The 23873-nt window shown below is 31.8% G+C and carries 22 protein-coding genes; all 22 read left to right on the forward strand.

Features of this window, described 5'->3' with window-relative positions; all coding sequences use genetic code 11:
* Positions 1 to 4: 4 nt before the first annotated feature.
* The 22 genes from rseP to spoVS all read left to right on the forward strand — a co-directional run bounded on the left by rseP (position 5) and on the right by spoVS (position 23757).
* Positions 5 to 1015: an RIP metalloprotease RseP gene (rseP, locus tag EQM05_RS07980; protein ID WP_128749544.1), complete on the forward strand. Its 1011-nt coding sequence runs from the start codon at positions 5 to 7 to the stop codon at positions 1013 to 1015.
* A gap of 25 nt (positions 1016 to 1040) precedes the next feature.
* A complete protein-coding gene (gene ispG / locus EQM05_RS07985; RefSeq protein ID WP_128749545.1) occupies positions 1041 to 2090 on the forward strand; it encodes a flavodoxin-dependent (E)-4-hydroxy-3-methylbut-2-enyl-diphosphate synthase in 1050 nt (349 codons plus the stop codon).
* 432 nt (positions 2091 to 2522) lie between these two features.
* Positions 2523 to 2984 carry a ribosome maturation factor RimP gene (gene rimP, locus EQM05_RS07990; RefSeq protein WP_128749546.1) on the forward strand — a complete coding sequence of 154 codons (462 nt, stop codon included), beginning with the start codon at positions 2523 to 2525 and terminating at the stop codon, positions 2982 to 2984.
* Positions 2985 to 2996: 12 nt separating this feature from the next.
* Positions 2997 to 4061: a transcription termination factor NusA gene (gene nusA, locus EQM05_RS07995; RefSeq protein WP_128749547.1), complete on the forward strand. Its 1065-nt coding sequence runs from the start codon at positions 2997 to 2999 to the stop codon at positions 4059 to 4061.
* A gap of 17 nt (positions 4062 to 4078) precedes the next feature.
* Positions 4079 to 4339, forward strand: coding sequence for a YlxR family protein (locus EQM05_RS08000; RefSeq protein WP_128749548.1), 261 nt, complete (start codon positions 4079 to 4081; stop codon positions 4337 to 4339).
* 87 nt (positions 4340 to 4426) lie between these two features.
* Positions 4427 to 6535, forward strand: coding sequence for a translation initiation factor IF-2 (gene infB, locus EQM05_RS08005; RefSeq protein ID WP_128749549.1), 2109 nt, complete (start codon positions 4427 to 4429; stop codon positions 6533 to 6535).
* Between the two features lie 18 nt (positions 6536 to 6553).
* Positions 6554 to 6919, forward strand: coding sequence for a 30S ribosome-binding factor RbfA (gene rbfA / locus EQM05_RS08010; RefSeq protein ID WP_128749550.1), 366 nt, complete (start codon positions 6554 to 6556; stop codon positions 6917 to 6919).
* Positions 6906 to 7868, forward strand: a complete 963-nt coding sequence (locus EQM05_RS08015) for a bifunctional oligoribonuclease/PAP phosphatase NrnA (protein ID WP_128749551.1) — start codon at positions 6906 to 6908, stop codon at positions 7866 to 7868. Before rbfA ends, EQM05_RS08015 begins: the two co-directional genes overlap by 14 nt.
* Positions 7868 to 8740, forward strand: a complete 873-nt coding sequence (gene truB / locus EQM05_RS08020) for a tRNA pseudouridine(55) synthase TruB (protein WP_128749552.1) — start codon at positions 7868 to 7870, stop codon at positions 8738 to 8740. The genes EQM05_RS08015 and truB overlap by 1 nt, the downstream gene beginning before the upstream one ends.
* A 5-nt stretch (positions 8741 to 8745) precedes the next feature.
* Positions 8746 to 9675, forward strand: coding sequence for a bifunctional riboflavin kinase/FAD synthetase (locus EQM05_RS08025; protein WP_128749553.1), 930 nt, complete (start codon positions 8746 to 8748; stop codon positions 9673 to 9675).
* A 123-nt stretch (positions 9676 to 9798) separates the two neighbouring features.
* Positions 9799 to 10062, forward strand: a complete 264-nt coding sequence (gene rpsO, locus EQM05_RS08030) for a 30S ribosomal protein S15 (RefSeq protein ID WP_128749554.1) — start codon at positions 9799 to 9801, stop codon at positions 10060 to 10062.
* 127 nt (positions 10063 to 10189) lie between these two features.
* Entirely contained in the window at positions 10190 to 12301 is a 2112-nt protein-coding gene (locus EQM05_RS08035) for a polyribonucleotide nucleotidyltransferase (protein WP_128749555.1), read from the forward strand.
* A 59-nt stretch (positions 12302 to 12360) separates the two neighbouring features.
* Positions 12361 to 13659, forward strand: coding sequence for a pitrilysin family protein (locus EQM05_RS08040; protein ID WP_128749556.1), 1299 nt, complete (start codon positions 12361 to 12363; stop codon positions 13657 to 13659).
* A 127-nt stretch (positions 13660 to 13786) separates the two neighbouring features.
* Entirely contained in the window at positions 13787 to 14059 is a 273-nt protein-coding gene (locus EQM05_RS08045) for a YlmC/YmxH family sporulation protein (protein WP_128749557.1), read from the forward strand.
* Between the two features lie 17 nt (positions 14060 to 14076).
* Positions 14077 to 15279 carry an aspartate kinase gene (dapG, locus tag EQM05_RS08050; RefSeq protein ID WP_128749558.1) on the forward strand — a complete coding sequence of 401 codons (1203 nt, stop codon included), beginning with the start codon at positions 14077 to 14079 and terminating at the stop codon, positions 15277 to 15279.
* Positions 15280 to 15334: 55 nt separating this feature from the next.
* A complete protein-coding gene (locus EQM05_RS08055; protein ID WP_128749559.1) occupies positions 15335 to 16018 on the forward strand; it encodes an ATP-dependent Clp protease proteolytic subunit in 684 nt (227 codons plus the stop codon).
* Between the two features lie 86 nt (positions 16019 to 16104).
* Positions 16105 to 18360 carry a DNA translocase FtsK gene (locus EQM05_RS08060; RefSeq protein WP_128749560.1) on the forward strand — a complete coding sequence of 752 codons (2256 nt, stop codon included), beginning with the start codon at positions 16105 to 16107 and terminating at the stop codon, positions 18358 to 18360.
* Between the two features lie 74 nt (positions 18361 to 18434).
* Positions 18435 to 19754, forward strand: a complete 1320-nt coding sequence (gene rimO / locus EQM05_RS08065; RefSeq protein ID WP_128749561.1) for a 30S ribosomal protein S12 methylthiotransferase RimO — start codon at positions 18435 to 18437, stop codon at positions 19752 to 19754.
* A 1-nt stretch (position 19755) separates the two neighbouring features.
* Positions 19756 to 20301, forward strand: a complete 546-nt coding sequence (gene pgsA, locus EQM05_RS08070; RefSeq protein WP_128749562.1) for a CDP-diacylglycerol--glycerol-3-phosphate 3-phosphatidyltransferase — start codon at positions 19756 to 19758, stop codon at positions 20299 to 20301.
* Positions 20302 to 20470: 169 nt separating this feature from the next.
* A complete protein-coding gene (recA, locus tag EQM05_RS08075) occupies positions 20471 to 21538 on the forward strand; it encodes a recombinase RecA (protein ID WP_128749563.1) in 1068 nt (355 codons plus the stop codon).
* 262 nt (positions 21539 to 21800) lie between these two features.
* Positions 21801 to 23351: a ribonuclease Y gene (gene rny, locus EQM05_RS08080; RefSeq protein WP_128749564.1), complete on the forward strand. Its 1551-nt coding sequence runs from the start codon at positions 21801 to 21803 to the stop codon at positions 23349 to 23351.
* 145 nt (positions 23352 to 23496) lie between these two features.
* Positions 23497 to 23757: a stage V sporulation protein SpoVS gene (gene spoVS / locus EQM05_RS08085; RefSeq protein ID WP_128749565.1), complete on the forward strand. Its 261-nt coding sequence runs from the start codon at positions 23497 to 23499 to the stop codon at positions 23755 to 23757.
* Positions 23758 to 23873: the final 116 nt, after the last annotated feature.

Raw genomic sequence — 23873 nt, forward strand, 5'->3', positions numbered from 1 at the left:
TTTATTGTATATAGTTGCTGCTATTTTGGCGTTTGGAATACTTGTAGTAATTCATGAGTTTGGACATTTCATTATGGCTAAAGCTAACAATGTTAAAGTTGAGGAATTTTCTATAGGAATGGGGCCCAAAATTGTTGGAGTAAAAAAAGGTGATACTGAATATTTAATTAAGGCGCTGCCAATTGGCGGATATGTCAGAATGCTTGGTGATGAAGGAAAAAGCTCTGAACCAAGAGCCTTTAATAATAAAAAGCCACTGCAGAAGTTAAGCATTGTTGCAGCAGGACCAATTATGAATTTTATCCTTGCTATAGTGCTATTTGGTATTGTGGCTTCCATAAAAGGATTTTATATACCAGTGATCAGCAAATTGGAAAAAAACCAGCCTGCTGAAATAGCAGGCTTAAAAGCTGGAGATAAAATCATTAAGGTCAATCAGGATAAAATTGTTTCATGGGATGACTTTGTAACTTCTGTATATAATGCAAATGGTAAACCATTGAACATAGTTTATGATAGAAATGGAAGCCAAAAGGTTGTTAATGTTACTCCTGTTATGGATAAAACTCAGAATAAATATATTGTAGGTGTCTATCCGTCAATTTTAGAAAAGCCAACAATCGGTCAGTCAATTTCCTATGGCTTTATAGAAACTAAAACTCTTATTACTCAGACTTTTGGCTTTTTTAAAACTTTATTTAAAGGGAAAGCATCCTATAATGATTTTGGAGGACCAATTACAATATTTAAAGTTTCAAGTGAGGTTGCAAAGCAGGGTATACTTGCATTAACTTCCTTTGCTGCTTTTATAAGTGTGCAATTGGCTGTGTTTAACATAATTCCTTTTCCAGCGTTAGACGGAGGGTATATTTTATTGTTTTTAATTGAAAGTATAACAGGTAAAAAGTTAGATGAAAATAAATTGGGTGTAATCAACTATATTGGATTTGCAATTTTAATGACTTTAATGGTACTTGTAACTATAAAGGACATTTTGTATCCAATTAATTTTTAACATATAATCTATAGAGGAGAAATATATGAAAAGACGAGAAACAAGAAAAGTAAAGATAGGGAATATATTTATTGGCGGAGATTCAAAAATAACTGTGCAGTCAATGACCAATACTGATACTAGAAATGTGGAAAAAACTGTAGAACAAATAAATACACTGGAGAAATACGGCTGTGATATAGTAAGATGTGCTGTACCTGATATTGAAGCATGTGAGGCTGTTTCAAAAATAGTTAAGCTTGTTAATATACCAGTTGTTGCAGATATTCATTTTGACTATAAGCTTGCATTAAAGTGTATTGAATATAATATATCAGGTTTAAGAATTAATCCTGGCAATATTGGAAGTTTTGAAAGAGTAAAACTTGTGGCTGAAGCTGCAAAAGAAAAACAGATTCCAATAAGGATAGGAGTTAATTCAGGTTCACTGGATAAAAAGCTTTTGGATAAATACGGGAAAGTATGCCCTGATGCCTTAATTGAAAGTGCACTGGAACATATTAATATTTTAGAAAAGGTTAATTTCAATGATATTGTAATTTCAATTAAATCTTCAGATGTAATGCAAATGATTGAAAGCTACAGGCTGATTTCTGAGAAAGTTGATTATCCCCTGCATTTAGGTGTAACTGAAGCAGGTACTTTATGGAGAGGTACAATCAAATCCAGTATTGGAATAGGTACTCTTATAAGTGAAGGCATAGGCGATACAATTAGAGTATCACTGACTGGAGATCCTGTGGATGAGGTTAAAACTGGGAAAGAAATACTGAAAGCATTAGGATGTATAAAAAGCGGTGTAGAGTTTATTTCATGCCCAACCTGTGGAAGAACAGAAATAGATCTTATAAATATTGCTAAGGAAGTTGAAAGACGTTTAGACAGCACAAATAAAGATATTAAAGTTGCTGTTATGGGATGCGTGGTAAATGGTCCAGGAGAAGCAAGGGAGGCTGATATAGGTATAGCTGGCGGAAAAGGAGAGGGCCTTATATTTAAAAAAGGCAAAATAATTAAAAAAGTCAAAGAGGAAAACCTTGTGGATGAATTAATGAAAGAAATTAATAATATATAGAATAAAACAAATTGGATTAACTTAATGCATTTGGGAATAATATGACGAGAAGGATAAAGGATGCTCACAAATTAAAGCTTTATCTAATAATTAATGTATTACCAGAAACTAAACATATTAGCACACTTAGCCTTAGTACGCATTAAGTTTTTCTTGTAATTAACAATTTTGTATGATAAAATAATTCTAGTACATTGCAGAGTTTTGAGATAAGAGTGGGCACAACCCGCTCTTTATTTTGCATAAAACGCAACTAGAGTTGCGTTTTTCAATTATATTTAATCTTTATATATAATTGGATACGCAAAATATAATAAATAGATGTAAAGTAAATCGGCTATGCAGCTTTTCAAAAAGCTGTAGAAACATCAGTATTTTGCTCACTTAAATAGCGATTTACTAAATACATTATATAGTAAGGAGGTAATTAGAATGCTTAGTGATGAATTATTGGATAAATTAGTTCATCTATGTGAACCAATTGTTATTAAAAATCAATGTGAGTTATACCATTTAGAATTTGTTAAGGAAAGTGGAAACAGAATATTAAGATTATATATAGATAAAGATGAAGGAGTATCATTAAATGACTGTGAAAAAGTCAGCAGAGATATTAGTGATATGCTGGATATGGAAGATCCAATAAATGAAAGCTACAATTTGGAGGTGTCTTCTCCAGGAATTGATAGAATACTATATGAAGAAAAACATTTAAAAAAATATATAGGAAAAAATATTTTAATTAAGCTTTCAGAGTCATTAAACGGCAAAAAGAAGGTAAATGGACAGCTTATAAGTTTTAATAATGAAACTATCAATATAATGGATGGTCAGAAAGAAATTCCTGTACCAAGGGATAAAATTTTAATTGTAAGCTTAAAAGGGGAGCTATAAGGAGGTTTAAAAATGAATCAGGAGTTTATTGATGCCTTAAAGGAAATAGTTAAGGAGAAAGGAATAAGTGCAGAATTACTCTTTACTACTATAGAGGATGCTTTAGTAGCTGCTTACAGAAAGAATTATGCAAGTATAAGTGGTAACAGTCAGAATGTAAAGGTAGAAATGAATAGAGAAAATGGTGAAATTCATGTTTTTGCACAGAAAGAAGTAGTAGATGAAGTATTTGATGAAGTTAATGAGATCAGCCTGGAAGATGCAAAAAAAATTGAACCTAATTATGAAATTGGAGATAAATTAAATATAGAAGTCACTCCTAAACAATTTGGAAGGGTGGCAGCACAAGCTGCAAAACAGGTTGTTATTCAAAGAATTAAGGAAGAGGAAAGAAGAATAGTTTATAATGAGTATGTAGAAAAGGAAGGAGACATTATTACAGGGTCTGTAATAAGAAAAGATAAAAATAATGTGCTGATTAATCTTGGAAAAATAGAGGCAGTTCTAGGCCCAAATGAACAAATACCAGGTGAAAAGTATAATTTTAACGAAAGGTTAAAACTATATATTGTTGAAGTTAAGAATACTACTAAAGGTGCACAAATTGTTATTTCAAGAACACATCCTGGTCTGGTTAAAAGGCTATTTGAAATTGAAGTTCCTGAGATTTATAATGGAATTGTTGAAATTAAATCAATTGCCAGAGAGGCAGGTTCAAGAACAAAAATTGCAGTGCATTCAACAGATGAAAATGTTGACCCAATGGGGGCATGTGTTGGACCAAAGGGAAGCAGAGTTCAAAGTATTGTTAATGAGTTAAAAAATGAAAAGATTGATATAATAAAGTGGAATAAGCTGCCTGAGGTTTATATATCAAATGCATTAAGTCCGGCAAAGGTTTTAGATGTTTCAATTGATGAGGCTACTAAGTCAGCAAAAGTTATAGTTGATGATAATCAGCTGTCATTAGCCATAGGAAAAGAAGGTCAAAATGTCAGGCTTGCAGCAAAATTAACTGGATGGAAAATTGATATAAAAAATAAAACTCAATCTGAAGCTGAAGAAAATCAAATATAAAAAGTAGGTGGTTTTTTATGAAAATAAAGAAGATACCGCAGAGAATGTGCAACGGATGTATGGAAATGAAATCAAAAAAAGAATTAATAAGAGTAGTAAAAAATAAAGAAGGAGAAGTTTCCATAGACATAACGGGTAAAAAACCAGGCAGAGGCGCATACATATGCAGAAATACGGAATGCTTTGAAAAAGCCGTTAAAACAAGAAGATTGGAAAAGAATCTGGAAGTAAAAATAGATGAAGAATTATACAATAAGTTAAAAGAAGAAATTAAATAGAATCGGTAGAGCAATGCAGATTAAAATGAGTGAAAGACTAATGAGACTCTAATTAAATGAGTTAGTTAGTTTCGGGGGTGAAGTAATTTGTCAAAAATCAGAGTATATGAATTAGCAAAAGAGCTTGGCATTTCAAGTAAAGAACTTATTAAAATATTACTTGAAGAGTTTAGCATTGAAGTAAAAAATCACATGAGTGTCATTGAAGAAGAAGATGCAGAGCTAATAAAAGAACTGTTTACTGAGCATAATAATGCTTCTCAAAAGGATAATGAGGCCGATGATGAAGTTATTTTAGAAAAATATGAGGATCTTCAGGAAGAAAAAATTAGTAAGGATATTAAAACAACCAAAAATAAGAAAAACAAACATAAGGAAGATGAAAACACACAAGTTAAAGAAAAAAAGCAAAATAATGATGAAGAAATTATTATTGAAATTGGAGATACTATTACAGTAAAGGAATTATCCGAGAAATTAAAAAGACCTTCAGTTGAAGTAATTAAAGAATTAATTTTCATGGGTGTCATGGCTGCAATTAATCAGGAAATAGATTTTGAGACAGCAGAAAAAGTAGCAGCAAAATTTGATGCAGTTGTGGTAAAAAAAGAAGATAGCTACCAGGAAAAAAAGGAAGATGAAATTTTTGCAGATGAAGCTGAAGCTGAGGCAGAAGATACTAATACTGTAAAAAGGCCTCCAATTGTAACTGTAATGGGCCATGTTGACCATGGTAAGACATCCTTACTTGATGCAATAAGAAAATCTAAGGTTACAGAAACAGAAGCAGGGGGAATAACTCAACACATTGGAGCTTATACTGTTCAGGTAAATAATGAAAAAATTACATTCCTGGATACACCTGGCCATGAAGCATTTACAGCTATGAGGGCCAGAGGTGCACAAATAACAGATTTAGTTGTTTTGGTTGTTGCAGCAGATGATGGAATAATGCCTCAAACTGCAGAAGCCATAAATCACTGCAAAGCTGCTAATGTGCCTATAATAGTTGCCATAAACAAAATTGACAGACCTGGCGCTAATCCTGATAAAGTTAAACAGGAGTTAACAGAATATGGCCTTGTGGCAGAGGACTGGGGAGGGGATACAGTATGTGTTCCTGTATCAGCTCACACAAAGGAAGGCATTGATACACTTTTGGATATGATAATTCTTACATCTGAGATGCTAGAACTTAAGGCAAATCCAAAGAGAAATGCTAGAGGAACTGTAATTGAATCCAAACTTGATAAAGGAAGAGGAGCAGTTGCTACTTTACTGGTTCAAAATGGTACTTTAAATGTTGGTGATTCAATTATAGTTGGGTCTACTTATGGAAGAATAAGGGCAATGTTTGATTATAAAGGTAAAAAAATGAAAAGTGCAGGACCAAGTATTCCTGCTGAAATACTTGGACTTTCTGAAGTCCCTGCAGCAGGTGACAAATTCCATGTTGTCAAGGATGAGAAAACTGCAAGAGACATGGCAAATAAGAGAAAAGCTAAACTAAGAGATGAATATTTACAGTCAACTCATAAGATTTCTCTTGAGGATTTATATAGTCAGATAAAAGAAGGAAAAATGAAAGAATTAAATATCATTGTTAAGGCAGACGTTCAAGGCTCCATAGAAGCTTTAACACAATCACTTGAAAAGATATCAAATGATGAAGTTAAAGTCAGAGTAATACATGGTGCTGTTGGAGCTATATCTGAAGCAGATATATCATTAGCTTCTGCATCAAATGCAATAATAATTGGGTTTAATGTGAGACCAGATACAAATGCAGCTGTTTTAGCCGATAAGGAAAATGTTGAAATTAAAACATACAGAATAATATATAATGCTATTGATGATATAAAGGCTGCCATGGAAGGAATGCTGGAACCTGATTACAAAGAAGTTGTACTTGGAAGAGCCGAGATCAGACAGACTTATAAGATTTCAAATGTAGGCACAATTGCCGGCTGTTATGTATTAACTGGTAAGATAACAAGAAATGCATCTATAAGAGTAATAAGAGATGGAATTGTTATTAATGAATCTGAGCTTGCATCATTGAAAAGATTTAAAGACGATGCAAAAGAGGTTCAGGCTGGTTATGAATGCGGCCTTAGCGTTGATAAATTTAATGATATTAAAGAAGGTGACATTATAGAAGCCTTCGAGATGCAAGAGGTTAAAAAACAACTTTAATTAAAGGGGCGAGAGTTTATGACCAAATACAGAAGCGGTAGAATAAATGAAGAAATGAAAAAAGAGATTAGTAATATTATCCATAATGATATAAGAGATCCTAGATTAAAAGCCATGATAAGCGTAACTAAAGTTGATGTAACTAAAGACTTAAGATATGCAAAAGTTTACGTTAGTATTTTTGGTAATGATGAAGAAAAACAAGAGTCAATTATCGCTTTAAAAAACTCCAGCGGTTTTATTAGAAGGGAAATTGGTCACAGAATTGATTTAAGATATACACCAGAGATTATAATTGAACTGGATAATAGTATAGAACATGGCATGCACATTGATGAAATACTGAACTCAATTAAGGAGAAAAAGAATAATGACAATGAATGATATATTATCAAAAATTAGGGAAAGTAATAGAATAGCTATTACTTTCCATGTTTCTCCGGATGGAGACTCCATTGGAAGTTCTTTAGCTCTGCTTCAGGGTTTGCTGTCAATTAAAAAGGATGCTTATATTATATGCAAAGAAACTCTTCCAAGAGACTTTGCTTTTTTGCCATTTAGTAAGGTAATTGATAGTAACACTGTTAGTGTGAAACAAGGAACGGATTGCGTTATAGTATTAGACTGCGGAGATGTTAAAAGAATAAATGGAGATATAAACATTGATACCAGGAAATATACACTAGTAAATATCGACCATCATTTATCAAATGAAATGTATGGCGACATTAACTATATTGATACTAAAGCTGCTGCAATTTCAGAAATAATTTATTCTATGTTAAAAGCATTGAATATTAAAATTACTTCAGATATAGCATCATGTTTATATACATCATTAATTACAGATACAGGGTCATTTAAGTATAATAATACTACCAGCAATACACATTTAGTAGCAGCAGATTTAATAAATACCGGTATGGATTTTAGTGAAATTCACAGGACAATTTTTGAAAACAAGCCATTTATAAAATTAAAATTAATGGGAAAAGTACTTGATACATTAGAATTAGAAAATAATCTAATATGCTCAATGTGTGTTACTAAAAAAATCATTGAGGATTTAAATATTAAAGAGGATGTAGATAGTTCGGAATTGATTGCTGCAGCAATGGAAATTGATTCAATAGATTGTGCTGTACTTTTTAAAGAAACTGATGATGGGTATAAAATCAGTTTAAGATCTAAAAATATTGTTGATGTAAGTAAAGTGGCTGAAAGCCTAGGCGGAGGCGGCCATAAGAGGGCTGCTGGAGCCTTTATAAAGAATAAAGATTTAAATACTGTAAAAGAAAAAGTTTTAAATTTAATAAAAAATGAGTTGGTATAATGAATGGAGTAATTAATGTTTATAAACCAGTTGGATGTACATCTTTTGATGTAGTTGCTGCTTTAAAAAAAATATGTAATACAGGAAAGGTAGGTCACACTGGTACATTGGATCCATTAGCCAGTGGTGTCCTGCCTGTTTGTATTGGAAAAGCAACAAAAATAGTTGATTATATTATGGAAGACATTAAAATTTATAAAACTCAGCTTAAGCTTGGAATAACAACAGATACCTATGATTTAGAGGGGAAGGTTACTTCAAGTAAGGACGTTGATGTAAATGATGAGGAGATCTTAAAAGTTATAAAAAAATATCTGGGACAAACATCCCAGATACCTCCCATGTATTCAGCTATAAAAGTAAATGGAAAAAAGTTATATGATTTAGCCAGGGCTGGAATCGAAATTGAAAGAAAAGGCAGACTTATAACAATTTATGATATCTATGATATTTCAATTAGTTTACCTTATGTAAATTTTGTTGTAAAATGTTCTAAGGGTACCTATATAAGAAGTTTATGTTATGATATTGGCAGGGATTTAAACTGCGGAGCTGTAATGACTAAGCTTGAAAGAATTAGATCTGGTATTTTCAGTATAGAAAACTCCATAAATATTCAATCATTAAATGCTGAAAATGTCGGCGATTATCTAATAAGTATTGAAAATGCTTTGGAAAAATATAAGAAAATAAATTTGGATAAAAGGTTTAAAAAACTTTTAATTAATGGAGTTAAAATGAATGATCCAGCTTTAATAGATAATGTAGATGAAAATGTAATATACAGAGTCTATTCTGATAATGATTTTATAGGCTTAGGACTTAGAACTTCGAAGGAATTTAAAATAATTAAGTTACTAAATACGGGGTAATTAACATGTTAGTTTTAAGAGATAATTTTAACGAATATTTAAATGATGATACATATATTGCTTTAGGAAGCTTTGATGGGCTTCATATGGGACATATGGGATTAATAAAAGAAACCATGGGTATAGCAAGATCAAATAATGCTAAAAGTATGGTCTGCACATTTAGCAATCATCCTTTAACAGTTATTAATAAGGAATTAGCACCAAAATTACTCATGGATAATGAAACAAAAGAAAAGATACTTAATGACTGTGGTATTGATATATTAAACATGTTTCAGTTTAATAAAGATTTTATGAAAATTTCAGCAGATGATTTTGTAATTAATATGATAAGACATTATAATGCCAAAGGATTTATTATTGGTTTTAATTATAGATTTGGATATAAGAATTTAGGAGATATTAATCTATTAAAAAAGCTAAGTTTAAAACACGGGTTTAAGGTTATAACTGTTGATCCTGTTAAATATAATGGAGAATTAGTCAGCTCTTCTAAAATAAGAAATGTTATTAGTGAAGATGGAGATATGATTAAAGCTTCAAAAATGCTTACAAGACATTTCTCATTAAAGGGTATAATTATAAGTGGGAAAAAATTAGGCAGAACAATTGGATTTCCTACAATTAATTTAGACTATGATAAAAGCTATATACTGCCGCGAGGCGGAGTCTATTATACAAATGTCAGATATGATAATAAAGTATATAAGGGAATTACAAATATTGGCTATAATCCTACCACATATGATTATAAGCTCAGCGTTGAAACATATATTCTGGATTTTAATAAATATATATATGGTGAAGAGGTTACTATTTATTTTATAAACAGAATAAGAGATGAGGTAAAGTTTGATACACTTGATGAGCTTGTTATTCAGTTAAATGAAGATAAAAATTATGCAAAAAAGCAAAATATTGATATTATTTAAAAATATAATTTACATTTTGAATTGAATTTGTTATAATTACGTAGTATCCATGTTCTAAGAATATTGCATTGCCGACTATACTCTTGGAATATAGGAGTTTACCTAATTGGAGGTGTCGTAATAATGGAAAAGGCAAAAAAAGAAGAAATAATGGAAACATATGCAAGACATGAAGGAGATACAGGTTCTCCAGAAGTTCAGATCGCTTTATTAACAGAAAGAATTAATCATTTAAATGATCATTTAAAGATTCATAAGAAGGATCATCATTCCAGAAGAGGTCTTTTGATGATGGTTGGTAAAAGAAGAGGACTTCTTAACTACTTGGAGTCAAAGGATATTGAGAGATATCGTGCTATAGTTGGAAAACTTGGATTAAGAAAGTAGTATATTATTTAGAGCGGCTTTGTCCGCTCTATTATTTTAAATTTGTTATAATTACCTAAATATTAATAATGTATAATTATATTGTTAATAATGATAATATTATTGAATACCGAAAGGAGGTATTTTTATGAGTAATATTCTTGAAACCACTGTAGCAGGAAGAAAACTTAAAGTAGAAAGCGGAAAAGTTGGAATGCTTTCTAATAGTGCAATTTTAGTAAGCTATGGTGATACAGTAGTATTAGTAAATGCTAATAGTTCAGCCAAACCAAGGGAAGGGGTGGATTTCTTTCCATTAAGTATTGAGTATGAAGAAAGACTTTATGCCGTTGGTAAAATACCAGGAGGATTTATTAAAAGGGAGGGAAAGCCTTCAGAAAAATCCATATTACATGCCAGGGCTATAGATAGACCTTTAAGGCCTCTTTTCCCAAAAGGGTATAGAAATGACGTTCAGGTTGTATGTACTGTATTGTCAGTTGATCAGGATAATCAGCCTGACATTTTAGCAATCAATGGTGCTTCATTAGCATTATGTCTATCAAGCATACCATTTGATACACCTTTAGGAGCTGTATCAGTTGGATTTGTTGATGGTAAAGCTATAATAAATCCTACTTTACAGCAATCTGAAAAAAGCACTCTCAATCTTACTGTTTGTGCTACAAAAGACAGGGTTATGATGGTTGAAGCAGGCGGAAGCGAAATTGAAGAAGATGTAATGTATGATGCAATAATGTTAGGCTTTGAAGAATGTAAAAAAATAGTTTCCTTCCAGGAAGAAGCAATGGCCAAGTTTGGTAAGAAAAAAGATGAACCAGTTTTATATAAAGTTAATGAAGATTTAGAAAAGGAAGTATATGATTTTGCATTTGAAGATATAAAAAATGCCATGTACATAATGGATAAAGATGAAAGAAGTACTACGGTAAGTACAATTACAGATAAGGTTGTCACAGAGTTCTCTGAAAAGTATGCTGATTATTTAGCTGACATTCCTGAAATACTTCATGATATGCAGAAAAAAATAGTAAGGAACATGATATTAAATGAGCATAGGAGACCAGATGGAAGAAGATTTGATGAAATCAGACCAATCAGCTGTGAAGTTGGGTTACTTCCCAGAACACATGGTACCGGCTTATTTACAAGAGGGTTAACTCAGGTAATGACTGTGGCTACTTTAGGGGCACTGGGTGATGTTCAGATTCTCGATGGACTAGGTGCAGAAGAATATAAAAGATACATACATCATTATAATTTCCCAGCATATAGTACTGGTGAGGTAAAACCATTAAGAGGGCCAGGGAGAAGAGAAATTGGTCATGGAGCTCTTGCTGAGAAGGCTTTGGCACCGCTGATTCCTTCTGAAGAAGAATTTCCTTACACAATCAGACTTGTTTCTGAAGTATTGAGTTCAAATGGTTCTACATCTCAGGCAAGTGTATGTGGTAGTACATTAGCTTTAATGGATGCAGGTGTTCCAATTAAAAGACCAGCTGCAGGAATAGCTATGGGTCTTGTAACAAGTGATGACTTATCAAAAGAGGAAATATTAACAGATATACAGGGCATAGAGGATTTCTTTGGAGATATGGATTTTAAGGTAGCTGGAACAGTGAAAGGAATCACAGCCATTCAATTTGACACTAAAATTCATGGCTTGTCAAATGAGTGTATAAAGAATACTTTAGAAGGAGCAAGAAAGGCTAGATTATTTATAATCGATAAAATTACTTCTTGTATACCTGAACCAAGAAAGGAAGTTTCTAAATATGCACCAAAGACATTTATTATTAATATAGATCCAGATAAGATAAGAGATGTTATTGGAACAGGCGGAAAGGTTATTAATAAAATTATTGCTGAAACCGGAGTAAAAATTGATATTAAAGAAGATGGCAGAGTATTTGTAATGTCAGAGGACAGCGACAGTGCAAAGAGAGCAATAAAAATAATAGAAAATTTGACCAAAGAAGTTAAAGCTGGCGAAATTTATCTTGGAAAAGTTACAAGAACTACATCATTCGGCGCATTTGTTGAAATACTTCCAGGTAAAGAAGGATTAGTTCATATTTCAAAATTGGATTTTGAAAGAGTAAATAAAGTAGAAGATATAGTTTCAGCTGGTGATGAAATATTAGTAAAGGTAACTGATATAGACAACCAGGGAAGAATTAATTTATCAAGGAAAGATGCAATTAAGGATTCCGAAGATGGTAAAGAGATTAATAAATAAGAAAATGAAAGGGCGTAAAGCCTTTTTATTTTTCTTATAATAAAATTTGGAGGCTTTATATGTATAAACTCATAAAATTACAAAATGGTTTAAGAGTAGCATTGGAGAATATAGATTATGTTAATTCAGTAAGTGTGGGCTTATGGGTAGAGAATGGCTCAAGAAATGAAGATAAATCTAATAATGGTATTTCACATTTTATTGAACATATGCTGTTTAAGGGAACAGAAAACAGAAGCAGTTTAAAAATTGTTGAATGCATTGAAGAAGTTGGAGGGCAGATAAATGCCTTTACGGGAAAAGAAGCTACCTGCTTTTATGGTAAGGTGTTAGATTCGCATCTGGAATTGTTAATTGATGTATTATCAGATATGCTTTTTAATAGTAAATTTGATAGTGAGGATATTGAAAAAGAAAAAGGGGTTATTATTGAAGAAATTAATATGAATGAAGACTCTCCAGAGGATGTATTAATGGATCTGCAGTGTGAGGCTATTTGGGGAGGAGATTCTATTTCACTGCCCATTCTAGGTACAATAGATACTGTAAAATCATTCACCAGAGAGCAGATAATACAATATGTAAAATCATTTTACATACCAGAAAATAGTGTAATTTCAATAGCAGGAAAGTTTAATCCGGATGAAGTAGTAAAATTAATTCAGCGCTATTTTGGAAATTGGAGCAGCAGGATTAAAAAGATAACTCACTATTCATCACCAGAAATCCTGTCAAATCATCTTTTTAAGAAAAAAAATATTGAACAGCTTCATATATCTCTGGGGATACCAGGTATTGAATCCGGTAAAGATGAAATTTATCCTCTGCTGCTTTTGAATAACATTTTCGGGGGAGGAGCATCATCAATATTGTTTCAAAAAATAAGAGAAGAAAAAGGTATGTGCTATTCCATATATTCTTACTTGTCAACATTTAAAAATACCGGGGCATTATCAATTTATACAGGCTTAAATCCATCTTATTGTAAAGATGTAATTTCGCTTATAAAAGAAGAGGTGGATAAGTTTATAAATAGCACTATTTCTGCTGAAAAACTAAGTAAAGCAAAGGAACAATTAAAAGGAAACTATATCTTAGGATTAGAAAGCACTAGCAGCAGAATGTTTAGTAATGGTAAATCAGCGTTGTTTTTAAATTTAATTCATACACCAAAAGATATAATTGATAAAATTGATAAAATTGATATGAAATCTATATCAGATATAAAGGAAATTACCTTTGCAAAGGGTATTAAAAGCTCAGCATTTGTTGGTGAAAATGCTGATATTGAAAGTGTTAAAAATATACTGGATGGAAGCAGCCAAGGCTTTACTCAATCCAAAGCTCATAGTGTATAGTAAATAAGTAATAATTCTTCTTTATTTGTCATAATATTATTCATGGGAAATATTAATACTAAAATAAAATTATGCAGTAAAATGGTTAAATTTTATTTTTTATGATAGTATAAGGGAGGACTATAATATGAGTGATAATTTTAAGTTTTATAGTGAAATGGAAAAGTATGAAGTAATTAATATTAATGATGGTGACAAATATGGTTATCTGGCAAACAATGATGTTGTTATTGATGAAACAGGAAAATTAAAATTACTAATAATTAATAATAACAAGTCTAAATTTTCAATTTTAAGTAAAAGCGAATTTATTGAGATTCCATGGGAATGCGTAAAAAAAATAGGATCAAGAACTATAATAATTGATGTGGATGAAAATTCAATGAAGAACTCCCATTAAATTTATGGAGGTAAAATATGAAAATAATCGTACAAAAGTTTGGTGGTACATCTGTATCAAATCACGAAAACAGAAAATTAGTTGTAAATAAAGTATTATCTTCAATAAAAAATGGCTACAGTCCCATAGTTGTTGTTTCGGCCATGGGAAGAAAAGGACAGCCATATGCTACAGATACTTTATTATCATTAATTAGTGATGATTTAAAAGAAAAAAATCCTCTGGTAACAGACTCACTAATGAGCTGCGGTGAAATTATAAGTACTGCAGTTATATGTGATGAATTGGCTGAATTGCAGATTAATTCTGTACCTCTGACAGGCGGTCAAACAGGTATCATAACTGATGAAAATTATACTAACGCATCAGTTTTAAAAGTTGAAACAGATAATATTTTTAATATATTAAAACAGGGCAAGGTTCCTGTTGTCGCCGGTTTTCAGGGAATAAGCAGCAGTGGATTCGTAACTACCCTGGGAAGAGGCGGAAGCGATGTTACTGCTGCACTTTTGGGAGCTGCAGTAAATGCTGAAAAAATAGAAATTTTTACTGATGTGGATGGAATTATGACTGCAGATCCACGAATTGTAAGAGATGCTTCATTAATTGAGGAAATAAGCTACAATGAAGTTTTTCAATTTGCGGATCAGGGAGCTAAAGTTATTCACCCTAGGGCAGTAGAAATTGCAATGAGGGCAAATATACCATTGGTAATTAAAAATACAATGAGTGAATGCAATGGTACAATTATCTGCAGTAATAGTACTGAAGATTCCAGCAGTGTAATTACTGGAATAACCCACATGAAGAATAGAGATCAAATTAAGATAAGTTATGAAGATAATAAAGATAATAGTTATTATTTTGAAATTTTAGATTCATTAGCAAATAACATGATAAGCATTGACTTAATAAATGTTTTTCCAAAAGAAAAAATTTTCACAATTGATCATAAAGATTTTAAGAAATTTCAATCTTTGATGATAAAAATGAAAATAAAATATACATTCCTTTTAAATTGCAGCAAGATAGCCGTTATTGGAAGCAGAATGAGAGGAATTCCCGGAGTTATGGCAAAAATTTTAAGGACTCTGGTAAGAGCTAATATTGAAGTTCTTCAGACTGCTGATTCACATACAACTATATGGTGCTTAGTGGAAGATAAAGATGCAGAAAAAGCAATTAATGCACTTCATAAGGAATTTAAATTAGGACAGTAATGAATAAACCTTCCCAGTATTGTACAAAATATAATGAGTATTGGGAGGGAAAAATATGAGTGAAGAAAATAATAACAAAGTTAAGGAAGCTGATTTAGAGAATTTAAAGGAATTAGGAAATATTGATTTACCAAAACCAACAGATAGGATACAGACTATTCCAATTATTGGTCAGATAGAAGGTCATAATATATTATCACCACAGACTAAAAGTACAAAATATGAGCATATTATTCCTCAGCTGGTTTCCATTGAAAGAGATAAAGATGTTGAAGGTGTGCTTATAATATTAAATACTATTGGCGGAGATGTAGAAGCTGGCCTTGCAATAGCTGAAATGATAAATAGTTTGAGCAAGCCCACTGTTTCACTTGTAATAGGAGGGGGGCATTCAATTGGGGTACCACTTGCCACTGCTGCGGATTATTCTTTTATTTCCCCCACCGCAACTATGATTGTCCATCCAATCAGAATGAATGGACTGATTGTAGGAGTACCTCAGACATTTAACTACTTTGAAAAAATGCAGGATAGAATTATTGACTTTATAGTAAGAAGCTCTAATATTAGCAGAGATGTTTTGAAAAATATGATGCTTCAGACCACTGACTTATTAAATGACATGGGAACAATATTAATAGGGAAACAGGCAATTGAAGTTGGATTAATAGATGCTGTTGGCGGCATAAGCGATGCAGTAAATAAATTAAATGAACTTATAGAATCAAAAAAACCATAGGCTTTACCTATGGTTGCTTACTTTTAGGCAAATAAATAAGAGGAAATTTTTAAGGAATGTAGAAATAATATCTGGAGGTGAATTTTATGGCTGGGAAAAGAGAGAAAACTGTAAAAGAAAATAACGATATCACCGGCATTATTTTAATAACCATAGGAATACTTATGCTTATCAGCATTTTCAGTCCAGTTTCAGCAGGCGCATTTGGAAGGTTTTCCAAAAGAGCTTTAATAGCCCTAATTGGATTAGGCTCCTTTGTAGCTCCCTTTATAATTATTTTTATTGGAATATGCTACATTATAAATAAAAATAAGATAACTTTTAATAAGAAATTTTATGGTATCAATTTACTTATTTTCACAACACTGTTAACATTAATGATGATAAATATAAATAATTATTACATAAATAATGATATTTTTAATGGCATAAAAAAGTTTTTTAATGAAGATAATTTTTTTCATGGTGGAATTATAAGTTTTTTATTTGATATACCTTTATACAAATTGTTTGGAAAAGCAGGAAGCTATGTGTTATTTTCTGCATTGTATGTGATTTCATTTGTACTTATTTCTAAATGGAGCATTTATGATGTTTTTAAATATATTAAATCACTATTCAGCATACCTAAAAATACTAAGGGTATAAGTGATGTGGCAGCTGACACAAGTACTGATTTGGAAAATAAATCACTGCCATCAATTAATGCTGAAAAGGAGAACTTTGTAAAGTCTATAAACAGCAGAATAAAGATCATAGATTTTATGAAATCTGGTGATAAAATCGATGGACAAGGTACTTTAAATAACAATGAAAATGGAAGCAGTAATCTTAAAGATGAAAACATTAGTGAAGAGCTTGATAAGGAAATGTATGAGAATTCCATTAAAAACAATGTAGAATATAAGTTCCCGCCAGTAAATTTATTAAATCAGAATGTACAAGCTAAACTTAATAAGGAAGATAAAAAAGAATTATTAAATAATGCAAATAAGTTAGAGGAAACATTAAACAGCTTTGGTGTGGAAGCTAAAGTTTTACAGGTTACCAAGGGACCTTCTGTAACAAGATTTGAGCTGCAGCCTAACGCAGGTGTCAAGGTAAGTAAAATAGTGAACTTAGCTGATGATATAGCATTAAATTTAGCTGCATCAGGAGTAAGAATAGAGGCTCCAATTCCAGGTAAATCTGCAGTGGGAATTGAAGTACCTAATTCAGAATTAATGCCTGTATTATTGAGAGAAGTTATTGAATCAAAGGAATTTACTAACACCAATAAAAACATAGCATTTTGTTTGGGAAAAGATATTGGGGGCAACTGTGTGGTTTCAGATCTTACTAAAATGCCTCACTTGTTAATAGCAGGAGCAACAGGATCTGGTAAGAGTGTCTGCATTAATACACTAATCATCAGTATATTATACAAATATTCACCTGATGATGTTAAGCTGCTTATGATAGATCCTAAAGTAGTAGAATTAAATGTATATAATGGCATCCCGCATTTACTTATACCAGTAGTTACAGACCCTAAAAAGGCTGCTGGAGCTTTAAACTGGGCTGTAAATGAAATGACAAAAAGATATAAGCTTTTTGCTGAAAACAATGTGAGAAATATTGAAAGTTATAATGATCTATATGATAAAGGCAAAATTGAGAACAAACTTCCTTTAACTGTAATTATAATTGACGAATTGGCAGATTTAATGATGGTTTGTCCAAATGATATTGAAGATTACATAGGAAGGCTGGCACAAATGGCAAGAGCTGCCGGAATGCACCTTGTTATAGCTACCCAAAGACCTTCTGTGGATGTAATAACAGGTGTAATTAAAGCTAATATACCATCCAGAATATCATTTGCAGTATCAAGCCAGATTGATTCAAGAACCATACTTGATGCGTCTGGAGCTGAAAAGCTGCTGGGCAAGGGTGATATGCTTTTTTACCCTGTAGGAGAATCAAAACCAATTAGGATTCAGGGAGCATTTATTTCTGAGGAAGAAGTGGAAAGGGTAGTTGGATTCATAAAGAATCAGCAGGGAGAAATTGAGTATGAGACTGAAATAATGAATGAAATTGATACAGAAGTTTCTGCATCATCAGATGAAAATAATGATGCATTACTGGATGAAGCTATTAGAATTGTCTTAGACAATAATCAGGCATCCACATCCTTATTGCAGAGGAGACTTAGAATTGGATACAATAGGGCTGCAAGGATTATTGAGCAGCTTGAGGAGAAAGGTGTGATATCTGGGAAGGATGGAAGTAAACCAAGACAAATTCTTATATCGAAAGAAGATCCTATTTATAGTAAATATAGCAGTAATCAACTTTAATATTTTTGCTTGTTATTTTTTATGAATAGAATTAAAATTACAATGTATATATTTATCTTACAGGAGGAGTTGCAGTGGAAAAATTCAAAATTGGACTTGTTAGCTTAGGCTGTGATAAGAATAGGGTGGATTCGGAGATTATTTTAGCAAATTTGAATAATAGCTGTGAAATAGTAAATGATCCAAAAACAGCAGATGTAATTATAGTAAATACCTGTGGATTTATTGAGGCTTCAAAGCAGGAATCCATTGATACTATTTTGGAAATGGCAAATTATAAAAAAGAGTATAATTGTAAAATACTAGTGGTTACAGGATGTTTAAGCCAGAGATATGGGAAAGAGCTTTTAGAATTAATGCCTGAAATAGACATTTTACTTGGAACCAATGATTATTCAAGACTCAATGAATACATTAATCAGTACATGAAAGATCATAACAAAATTTATATGTGTAATTATAGTGACAATATAATAAATGAAGGAGATAGAATTTTAACTACTCCAAAATACAGCGCATATATTAGAATAGCAGAAGGCTGTGATAATTTCTGTACATATTGCATAATACCTAAAATAAGGGGAAAATTCAGAAGCAGACCAATAGAAAACATTGTGAGGGAAGCAAATTCCTTAGCAAATCAGGGAGTTAAGGAAATTATTCTTATTGCTCAGGATACTACTATGTATGGCAAAGATATTTATGGAAGCAGTAAAACTCATGTTTTAGTTAAAAAGATATCTGAAATTGAGGGAATTCAATGGATAAGACTATTATATTGCTATCCAGAAGAAATTTCTGAAGAACTTATAAATGAAATAGCCGTAAATGATAAGGTATGTAAATACTTAGATATACCAATTCAGCATGTTAGTGATAATGTTTTAAAAAGGATGGGAAGAAGGAGCAGTAAAGCTGAAATAACAACCATAATAAATAAGCTGAGAAAGAGAATACCTGATATTACTTTAAGAACATCAATTATAGTTGGATTTCCAGGAGAAACAGAGGAAGATATAAATATCTTAAAGAACTTTCTAAGTGAATATAAATTAGACAATGTCGGAGTATTTAAGTATTCTCAGGAAGAAGGTACTCCTGCAGCTTTAATGGAAGATCAGATAGATGAAGATATTAAAGAAAAAAGAAGATCTGAAGTAATGCTTCTCCAGAAAAGTATAATGAAAAAAATAAACAAAGACAAATTAAATAAAGTTTACAGCGTATTAGTTGAAAATTTTGATGGACAGTATTATATTGGAAGAAGTTGTGAAATGTCACCAGAAATTGATGGTGCAATTTATTTTAAATGTGATAAAATGTTAAGTGTGGGTGATATTATTCCTGTTAGAATAATTGATATTCATGATTATGATTTAATAGGAGTTGTTTAATATGAATCTTGCCAATAAATTGACAGTTATTAGAATTTTCTTAGTACCTATTTTTCTAATCTTTATAGCTGTACAGGATATACCATATGGCACAACTATAGCAACAATAATTTTTATTATAGCTGCGTTAACCGATAAACTTGATGGCTATATTGCCAGAAGCAGAAATCAAGTCACTAGATTCGGAAAATTTATGGATCCACTGGCAGATAAGCTGTTAGTTACATCGGCTTTGGTTTCTCTTGTTGAACTACATATAATTCCAGGATGGGCAGCTATGATTATAATTGCAAGAGAATTTGCCGTAACGGGATTAAGAACTATTGCTGCTGCTGATGGTATTGTAATTGCTGCCAGCTGGTGGGGTAAAATAAAAACTGTAACACAGATTATAGCAATTACCATAGCATTAGTTAATTTGAATTATGAAAATATTATTCTAAGCAAGCTTACCACCCTGACAATGACAATTGCAATAATTATTACTATAATTTCTGGAGTAGATTATTTTGTAAAAAATAAGCAGGTAATGGCAACTGACAAATAATTTAAACTATTGTTTATATATGTTAAAATTGGATATAATTATAATGCTAAATAAAGTTCCTATATTTAGGAACTTTATTTATATGGTTGACCAAAAATATAATATATTATATAATTATATTAGAACAGATGTTCGAAATAGAAAGGAAGTGAACCCTTAAGGGGATGAAATGGATAATGAAAAAGCTAAAGCTTTAGACGCTGCTTTAGGAAAGATAGAAAAACAATTTGGTAAAGGCTCTATAATGAAATTAGGTGAGCACAGTGTATTAAATGTAGATGCAATTTCCACGGGATGCCTGGATTTAGATATAGCATTAGGCATAGGCGGAGTTCCAAGGGGAAGAGTTATTGAAGTTTATGGCCCTGAATCTTCAGGTAAAACAACTGTAACTTTACATATGATTGCAGAAGCACAAAAAAATGGCGGTAACGCTGCATTTATTGATGCTGAGCATGCATTGGATCCTCAATATGCGAAGAATTTAGGCGTAGATATTGAAAACTTAATTGTATCTCAGCCTGATACTGGTGAACAGGCTCTTGAGATAGCAGAGGCTCTTGTAAGATCAGGTGCAATAGATATTATTGTAGTTGACTCTGTAGCTGCTCTTGTACCAAAAGCAGAAATTGAGGGTGAGATGGGAGACTCGCATGTTGGCTTGCAGGCAAGACTCATGTCACAAGCTTTAAGAAAGCTTGCTGGATCTATTAATAAATCTAAATGTGTAGTTGTATTTATAAATCAATTAAGAGAAAAAGTTGGAGTAATGTTTGGCAATCCTGAAACAACTCCAGGTGGAAGAGCATTAAAATTTTATGCTTCTGTGAGACTGGATGTTAGAAGAATTGATTCAATTAAACAGGGCGATGAAATAGTTGGTAACAGAACAAGAGTAAAGGTAACAAAGAACAAGGTTGCGCCTCCATTTAAACAGGCAGAATTTGATATTATGTACAATGAAGGAATTTCAAAAGCTGGTAATGTTTTAGATGTTGGTGTTAAAGAGGAATTAGTTCAAAAGAGCGGAGCATGGTTCTCTTATAATGATATCAGGTTAGGACAGGGAAGGGAAAATGCAAAACAATATTTAAAAGAAAACCCTTCATTAATGTTAGAAATTGAAAATTTAATCAGAAAGAAACATGAACTTCCAATTCAGAAACCCTTAGCTGAAGCAAATGAAAATACAAAAGATAAAGATAAAGATAAAGATAAAGAAGTAAAAAGTAAATAATAATTTTGCCGCAGGAATAATCCTGCGGTATTCTGAAATTCTTTAAATTCTTTCAATTGCCATAGGAAATATAGGTACAGAAGAAGTATTTATGCATAAAAAGGGATTAATAAACTTGACAATATATCAATTCTAATATAAAATTAATACAAATTCTGGTTTATCATAAATTGAATTACCAATTGAATAATTATGACACCTTTTCTATGCTTTTACATAATAATTTATATATACTTTATAATTAAGCAAAGGAGGTGTTAATATGAATAACGCATACTTAATTTATTTTATAATCATTGGTGTTATTATAGTAGCTATTGGTATAGTTATTGATATATATTTAAAGAAAAAAGTATCATTGACAAAGATAGCTAATGCTGAAGAGGAGTCTAAAAAGCTGCTTGAAGATGCTTCTAGAGAGGCTGAGGCAAAAAAGAAAGAAGCCATTTTAGAGGCTAAAGAAGAAATTCATAAACAAAGAACTGATTTTGAGAAAGAATCCAGGGATAGAAGAAATGAAATTCAAAGACTGGAAAGAAGACTCATACAAAGAGAAGAATCATTAGATAAAAAAAGCGATATGCTTGAAAAAAGGGAAGAAAATATTAATAAAAAACAGCAGGAAATTGAAGAAGTAGAAGCAAATGTCCAAAAGTTATATGCATCTCAAAGAGAAGAACTTGAAAAATTATCAGGTTTAAGTACTGAGGAAGCAAAGGACTTGCTATTAAGTAAAGTTGAAAAGGAAATTAAACATGAATCTGCTGTAATGATTAAGGATATTGAAACTAAAGCTAAAGAAGAAGCCGATAAGAAAGCGAGAGAAATAATAACTTGCGCAATACAACGTTGTGCTGCAGATCACGTTGCGGAAACTACAGTTTATGTTGTTGCTCTGCCAAATGATGAAATGAAGGGCAGAATAATTGGCAGGGAAGGAAGAAATATTAGGACTCTGGAAACCTTAACAGGTGTTGACTTGATTATTGATGACACACCAGAAGCTGTAATTCTTTCGGGATTTGATCCTATAAGGAGAGAAGTAGCTAGAATAGCACTTGAAAAATTAATAGTTGATGGTAGAATTCATCCGGCAAGAATTGAAGAAATGGTGGAGAAGGCTAAAAAAGAAGTTGAAAATAACATTCGTGAAGAAGGAGAACAGGCTACTTTTGAAACAGGGGTACATGGTCTGCATATAGAGCTTATAAAATTACTAGGCAGATTAAAGTATAGAACTAGTTACGGTCAAAACGTACTAAAACATTCTATAGAAGTATCTTCCCTGGCTGGACTTATGGCTTCAGAGCTTGGTATGGATCCAACCATGGCTAAAAGAGCTGGACTGCTTCATGACATAGGCAAAGCAGTTGATCACGAAGTTGAAGGACCTCATGCTTTAATTGGTGCGGAAGCAGCAAAAAAATATCACGAATCTTCAATTATTGTAAACGCAATAGGTGCTCATCATGGAGATGTTGAATATCAATCATTGGAGGCTGTTCTTGTGCAGGCTGCAGATGCTATATCAGCTGCAAGACCGGGGGCTAGAAGAGAAACTTTAGAAGCCTATATTAAAAGATTAGAAAAACTTGAAGAAATAGCAAATACTTGCGAAGGTGTAGAAAAGTCATATGCCATTCAAGCTGGAAGAGAAATCAGAATTATGGTTAAACCAGAAGAAATTGATGATGCTGGGTCTATAGAATTGGCAAGGAGTATTGTTAAGAAAATTGAAAGTGAATTAGAATACCCTGGTCAGATTAAAGTTAATGTAATAAGAGAAACCCGTGCCATTGAATATGCTAAATAAATAGATTTATAAAAATACACAATAATTCCTCTTGGATTTTGTAAATTTTAGAAAATTTACTGAATATAAGAGGAATTTTTAGTTATATGTAGAATATTTAAAATAGTAGTAATAATTACAATTAAGATAATATAGGAGGTTCATTATGGAAGTATTAAAAGTTTCAGCAAAATCAAGTCCAAATTCTGTGGCAGGCGCATTAGCAGGTGTTTTAAGAGAAAGAGGAGCAGCCGAAATTCAGGCGATTGGTGCAGGTGCATTGAATCAGGCCATTAAAGCTGTGGCAATTGCAAGGGGCTTTGTAGCGCCAAGTGGAATGGATTTAATATGTATACCTGCATTTACAGATATAGAAATAGATGGAGAGGAAAGAACTGCTATAAAATTAATAGTTCAACCTAGATAAAATAATTTTTAGTACCTTGAAGGACTTGAATTCAATTCAAGCCCTTTAATTTATTGTGGAAATGTGATAAATTATAAACTGTTGAATTATATACTTTGCAATATAAAATATTTTGG

Origin of the sequence: Clostridium sp. JN-9, assembly GCF_004103695.1 — a bacterium.
In the GTDB taxonomy this organism is placed as follows: Bacteria; Bacillota; Clostridia; order Clostridiales; family Clostridiaceae; genus JN-9.

Coding starts and splice junctions, on each gene's coding strand:
- ispG (WP_128749545.1), top strand. CDS start 1,041: ATGAAAAGACGAGAAACAAGAAAAGTAAAGATAGGGAATATATTTATT.
- rimP (WP_128749546.1), top strand. CDS start 2,523: ATGCTTAGTGATGAATTATTGGATAAATTAGTTCATCTATGTGAACCA.
- nusA (WP_128749547.1), top strand. CDS start 2,997: ATGAATCAGGAGTTTATTGATGCCTTAAAGGAAATAGTTAAGGAGAAA.
- EQM05_RS08000 (WP_128749548.1), top strand. CDS start 4,079: ATGAAAATAAAGAAGATACCGCAGAGAATGTGCAACGGATGTATGGAA.
- rbfA (WP_128749550.1), top strand. CDS start 6,554: ATGACCAAATACAGAAGCGGTAGAATAAATGAAGAAATGAAAAAAGAG.
- EQM05_RS08015 (WP_128749551.1), top strand. CDS start 6,906: ATGACAATGAATGATATATTATCAAAAATTAGGGAAAGTAATAGAATA.
- truB (WP_128749552.1), top strand. CDS start 7,868: ATGAATGGAGTAATTAATGTTTATAAACCAGTTGGATGTACATCTTTT.
- EQM05_RS08025 (WP_128749553.1), top strand. CDS start 8,746: ATGTTAGTTTTAAGAGATAATTTTAACGAATATTTAAATGATGATACA.
- rpsO (WP_128749554.1), top strand. CDS start 9,799: ATGGAAAAGGCAAAAAAAGAAGAAATAATGGAAACATATGCAAGACAT.
- EQM05_RS08035 (WP_128749555.1), top strand. CDS start 10,190: ATGAGTAATATTCTTGAAACCACTGTAGCAGGAAGAAAACTTAAAGTA.
- EQM05_RS08040 (WP_128749556.1), top strand. CDS start 12,361: ATGTATAAACTCATAAAATTACAAAATGGTTTAAGAGTAGCATTGGAG.
- EQM05_RS08045 (WP_128749557.1), top strand. CDS start 13,787: ATGAGTGATAATTTTAAGTTTTATAGTGAAATGGAAAAGTATGAAGTA.
- dapG (WP_128749558.1), top strand. CDS start 14,077: ATGAAAATAATCGTACAAAAGTTTGGTGGTACATCTGTATCAAATCAC.
- EQM05_RS08055 (WP_128749559.1), top strand. CDS start 15,335: ATGAGTGAAGAAAATAATAACAAAGTTAAGGAAGCTGATTTAGAGAAT.
- EQM05_RS08060 (WP_128749560.1), top strand. CDS start 16,105: ATGGCTGGGAAAAGAGAGAAAACTGTAAAAGAAAATAACGATATCACC.
- pgsA (WP_128749562.1), top strand. CDS start 19,756: ATGAATCTTGCCAATAAATTGACAGTTATTAGAATTTTCTTAGTACCT.
- recA (WP_128749563.1), top strand. CDS start 20,471: ATGGATAATGAAAAAGCTAAAGCTTTAGACGCTGCTTTAGGAAAGATA.
- rny (WP_128749564.1), top strand. CDS start 21,801: ATGAATAACGCATACTTAATTTATTTTATAATCATTGGTGTTATTATA.
- spoVS (WP_128749565.1), top strand. CDS start 23,497: ATGGAAGTATTAAAAGTTTCAGCAAAATCAAGTCCAAATTCTGTGGCA.